Origin of the sequence: Bifidobacterium miconisargentati (assembly GCF_019331675.1) — a bacterium.
In the GTDB taxonomy this organism is placed as follows: Bacteria; Actinomycetota; Actinomycetes; order Actinomycetales; family Bifidobacteriaceae; genus Bifidobacterium; species Bifidobacterium miconisargentati.
Window position 1 is genome coordinate 1 of the sequence record NZ_JAHBBJ010000034.1, and the last position, 4,587, is coordinate 4,587.

At 59.1% G+C, this 4,587-nt stretch carries 3 protein-coding genes and 1 pseudogene; 2 read left to right on the plus strand and 2 right to left on the minus strand.

Annotated elements, in window-relative coordinates:
* Window positions 1–868, minus strand: a pseudogene (locus KIH81_RS11855) (hypothetical protein); the annotation flags it as partial.
* Between the two features lie 378 nt (window positions 869–1,246).
* Between KIH81_RS11855 and glf the strand changes: the two are divergent.
* Both glf and KIH81_RS11865 read left to right on the plus strand, forming a co-directional pair.
* Window positions 1,247–2,425: a UDP-galactopyranose mutase gene (glf, locus tag KIH81_RS11860; protein WP_214305512.1), complete on the plus strand. Its 1,179-nt coding sequence runs from the start codon at window positions 1,247–1,249 to the stop codon at window positions 2,423–2,425.
* Window positions 2,426–2,637: 212 nt separating this feature from the next.
* Window positions 2,638–4,338: an S-layer homology domain-containing protein gene (locus KIH81_RS11865; protein WP_214305513.1), complete on the plus strand. Its 1,701-nt coding sequence runs from the start codon at window positions 2,638–2,640 to the stop codon at window positions 4,336–4,338.
* A 170-nt stretch (window positions 4,339–4,508) separates the two neighbouring features.
* Here KIH81_RS11865 and KIH81_RS11870 read toward each other — a convergent pair.
* On the minus strand, window positions 4,509–4,587 hold a 79-nt coding region (locus tag KIH81_RS11870; protein WP_214305358.1), incomplete at its 5' end, for an IS3 family transposase.

Genomic DNA, 4,587 nt, shown 5'->3' on the forward strand with positions numbered 1-4,587 from the left:
CGCCATCGGCCTTGCAGGACTCCTTCAGATTGTTGATGTAGATGCGCACGGACTTGCCGGCTTCGACCTTGCCGGAGTTATCCACCGTGACGTTGTCCTTCGTCTCCGGAGTCAGCTTGTCCTCCGTAGTCGCGGCAGGCTCCGCAGCCGTCGTGAAATCAGGGACATCGGCGTGCTGACCATCGTAGAAGTGGATGGCCGAGCCGTCCTTCATATGGACATACATGCCGGCGTACATATCGCGGTAATCGATTGGGGTCGCGGTGCGGACGCCCTGCTCCCAGAGCTTCTCAAAGGTCTCAGCAAGCCAGGAATGGGTGTTGCCGTAGGTGGAATTGGCCTCAAGGCCAAGGACGGGCAGTGTAAAGGTGCCGCTCAGCGAGCTGCCGTCCCAAGCTTCTCCGTTGGAGTAGCGGTAGAAGTTCTGTCCGTGAACCGTCGCTGCGGTGTACTGGTTGCCGTCCCAATTGGGCAAGGTGAAGTTCTTGTCGCTCGTCTTATACACCCTGTCGTACTCGGCCTGCGCCTGATCAACGGTCATCTTGGAGAGATCGGTATCCTTGATTCCGCCTTCGCAGTTGTAGTCATTGGGGCCCGATGCGTACGGGATATGGCGATTTTCGATCGGGGTCATGGACGTGTACTTCTGCACGCTCACCACGAAGCAGACGTCCTTGATTTCGTCGGCCGTGACGCCGGTGATGTTCCAGTCAAAGGTCACGTTCGCCGTGTGCGCGCCGATTTCCGACACGCTTACGTTGCTGACCGAGTAGCTGGGATCCTCGTCAGCCTGTGCCACGCTGACAGCGCCGGACATGGCCATCGCCACACCGGCGATGAGCGCCAGGGCTTTCTTTAAGCGCTTCATTGCCTTGCCTTCCTTCTTCTCAGAAGATCTCTAAGTGCTGCTTATGCATCACCACTTGCAAGAATATGTCTGGAGCTGTTACTTTCATATGTTCTCCATCGCATGTCGGGCAATCATTCATGCATGTTTCAGCAACTGTTCATATCGATGTGCATAACGCGCAGAAGATATTGCCGAACTGAAATTGATGTAGTTCGTATTTTTGGCGTCCCTTGCCAGTGGAGCTGTCGGCGGAGTCGACTGAGGGGCGGCTCTGTCGAATCCATACGTTTGTAGAGTTGCCACCGCTACCGGTTCCCAAGCGGCAGGATGACTTAAGGAAGCGGTGTCAGTAGAATAGACCCGAATCGAACACAGGGATTGAAAGGTTTACTGCACATGGCAGATGCTGTTGAATATCCGGATCTGGTAATCGTCGGCGCGGGCCTGTTCGGCCTGACCATCGCCCAGCAGGCGGTGGAGCACACCGGCGCCCGCGTGCACATCATCGACGTGCGCGACCACATCGGCGGCAACGCCTACTCCTACATCGACGAGGAGACCGGCGCCGAGATCCACAAGTACGGCGCCCACCTGTTCCACACCTCCAACAAGCGCGTGTGGGACTACGTCAACCGCTTCACCACCTTCACCAACTACGTGCACCGCGTCTACGCCACGCACGACGGCGAGGTCTACCCGCTGCCGATCAACCTCGGCACCATCAACCAGTTCTTCCACGCGCACTACACGCCCGCCCAGGCCAAGGCCCTCATCGAGGAGCAGGCCGGCGAGCTGGCCGGCACCGACCCGCAGAACCTCAACGACAAGGGCATCCAGCTCATCGGCCGTCCGCTGTACGAGGCGTTCATCAAGAACTACACCGGCAAGCAGTGGCAGACCGACCCCTCCGAGCTGCCGGCCGCCATCATCAAGCGTCTGCCCGTGCGCTTCAACTACGACAACCGCTACTTCAAGGACACTTGGGAAGGCCTGCCCGCGGACGGCTACACCAAGTGGATGGAGCGTATGATCGACGATCCGCGCATCACCGTCTCCCTCAAGACCGACTTCTTCGACGAGTCCCAGCCGTACAACAAGAAGGCCCTGCTCGCCGCCGGCGTGCCCGTGGTGTACACCGGTCCGGTCGACCGCTACTTCGACTACGAGCTCGGTGACCTCAAGTGGCGCACGGTGGACTTCAAGGAGGTCCGTTACGACGAGGGCGACCACTTCGGCTGCCCGGTGATGAACTTCTCCGACGCCGACGTGCCGTACACCCGCGCCATCGAGTTCAAGAACTTCAACCCGGAGCGCGCCGACCAGCAGAACCCGGACAAGACCGTGGTCTGGGAGGAGTACTCCCGCTTCGCCGAGCGCGGCGACGAGCCGTACTACCCGGTCAACACCGACGCCGACAAGGCCCTGTACGCCCAGTACGAGGCCAAGGCCGCGGCCGAGCCGAAGGTCGTGTTCGGCGGCCGTCTCGGCACATACAAGTACTACGACATGCACAACGTGATCGACACCGCCCTCACCGCCTACGAGGAGCAGGTCGCGCCGCTGCTGGCGAAGTAAGCGCTATCTTTTGGCTCCCCTCTCTGAGGGGAGCTGGCGCCGCAGACGACTGAGGGGAGTCTTTCCCCTCGTGATTCTCAATGGCCTCTCGCGAATCCAGCGAGAGGCCATTCTCATATCGTCTTCATTTCAGCCATTGCAATCCGACACCGTTTAACGGATTCGTTGATTTCAGAGGATAATAGTGAAGCGGTGGGGCATAAGCAACACTCATGAAATCCTTTGAGAAGAAGGGCAAAGCAATGAAGCGCATAGGGAAAGCCCTGGCTTTCATCGCCGGTGTGGCGATGGCGTTGACGGGCGGTATCAGTACGGCGCAAGCCGATGGCATCGAAGATGAATTCCTGCTGGATCCGTACACCGTGAGCAATGTCAAGGTGTCGGAAATCGGCGCCCATACGGCAAACGTGACGTTCGACTGGAAAATCAACGGCATCACCGCCGATCAGATTGAAAACGTATGCTTCATTTCGACGGTGACTCGTGTCACCAGCGTGACCAAGGTTCGTGATTTCGGCAACTGGATATGGGGAGCGGGCAAATGGGCCCAGGATCCGTCCTGCTCCGGTGGAGTCATGGATGATGAACTGACACAGGAAACCTACGACCAGATTTACGGTCTGCGCAGCAATGACAACTATCTGACGGCTGACGGACAGACCTACGCCAAGGCGACGCTGCAGGACTTCTATCGCTATAACGCCAAGTCTTGGGACGGCACGTCGACCAGTGGTACATTCAGTCTCCCGGTCATTGGTCTGACTCCGAACACCCTGTACGGCAATGCCGGCCATGACTATCAGACGAATGCGGCATCTTTGGTGAGCGCTGCTGCACACGATCTTCCGGTGGGACAAACTACTTCGGTTGATCTCCGCCAGTTCAATGTCGGACTTCGCATCAAGCTCAAGGACGGAGTCAGCGTCAAGCAGTGGACGGACTACATCTCCTTTGATGCCGACCCCGTCGATGTTCCTGATTTCAGGACGACTGCGGAGCCTGCTGCGACCACGGAGGACAAGCTGACTCCGGAGACGAAGGACAACGTCACGGTGGATAACTCCGGCAAGGTCGAGGCCGGCAAGTCCGCGCGAGTCTATATCAATCAGCTCAAGGAAGCATGCCAGCCGGACGACACCTCCTGCTTCTGGTACGGTTACATCTACTCCACGCCGAAGAAGCTGACCGGCCCGGACGGCAGCCCGATTCTGCCGGTTGAGAAGGATGACGCCGGCAAGTTCTACGTGGACGTGTATGTTCCGGATGGTTTGTCTGGTGATCATAAGATTGCGTTGGTTGATGAGTCTGGTGTGGTTCAGGGTTGGACCGATGTGACGGTGGATCGTGGCAGCACGAGCCCGTTCTCTGATGTGGTCAAGGATGTGACGCCGCATTATGCGGATATCCTGTGGCTGGCGGACCGGCAGATCACGACCGGTTTCTCGGATGGCACGTATCGTGGCATGAACGCGGTGAACCGTCAGGACATGGCCGCGTTCCTGTACCGTCTGGCCGGCAGCCCGGCGTTCACGCCGGACTGGTCGAAGAACCCGTTCACGGACGTGAACGAGAAGAGCGCGCACGCCAAGGAGGTCCTGTGGCTGGCCTCCACCGGCATCACCAAGGGCTACCCGGACGGCACGTTCGGCGGCATGCGTCCGGTGGTGCGCCAGGACATGGCCGCGTTCCTGCACAGGCTCGCCGTCTATGAGAAGGCGGATGACCCGTCGGGCGAGGCGAAGGAGTTCACGGACGTCACCGACCAGACGCCCCATGCGGAGGACATCGCCTGGCTGGCCAGGACCGGCGTGACGACCGGTTATGGTGATGGCTCGTTCAGGGGTATGACGGCCGTGTACCGTCAGGACATGGCCGCGTTCCTGCACAGGATGAAGGACAACGTCCTCAAGTGAGGGCGTGAGCAGGCCGCGCGGGAGTGAATCGTCGCGCGGCTTTCGATGGTGGGTCCTTGTTCTGGCTCCCCTCTTTGAGGGGAGCTGTCGAGCGTAGTGAGACTGAGGGGAGTAGCGGGTTGTCTGAACTGCGCCCTGGAAGTTGGACGTGGTTTATTAAGGGTACCTGATCAGGCTGTGAGGGACATGTTCCGGAATTCCTCCGGGGTGTGTCCCTCCAGTCGTTTCTGGCGTCGTTTGGTGTTCCAG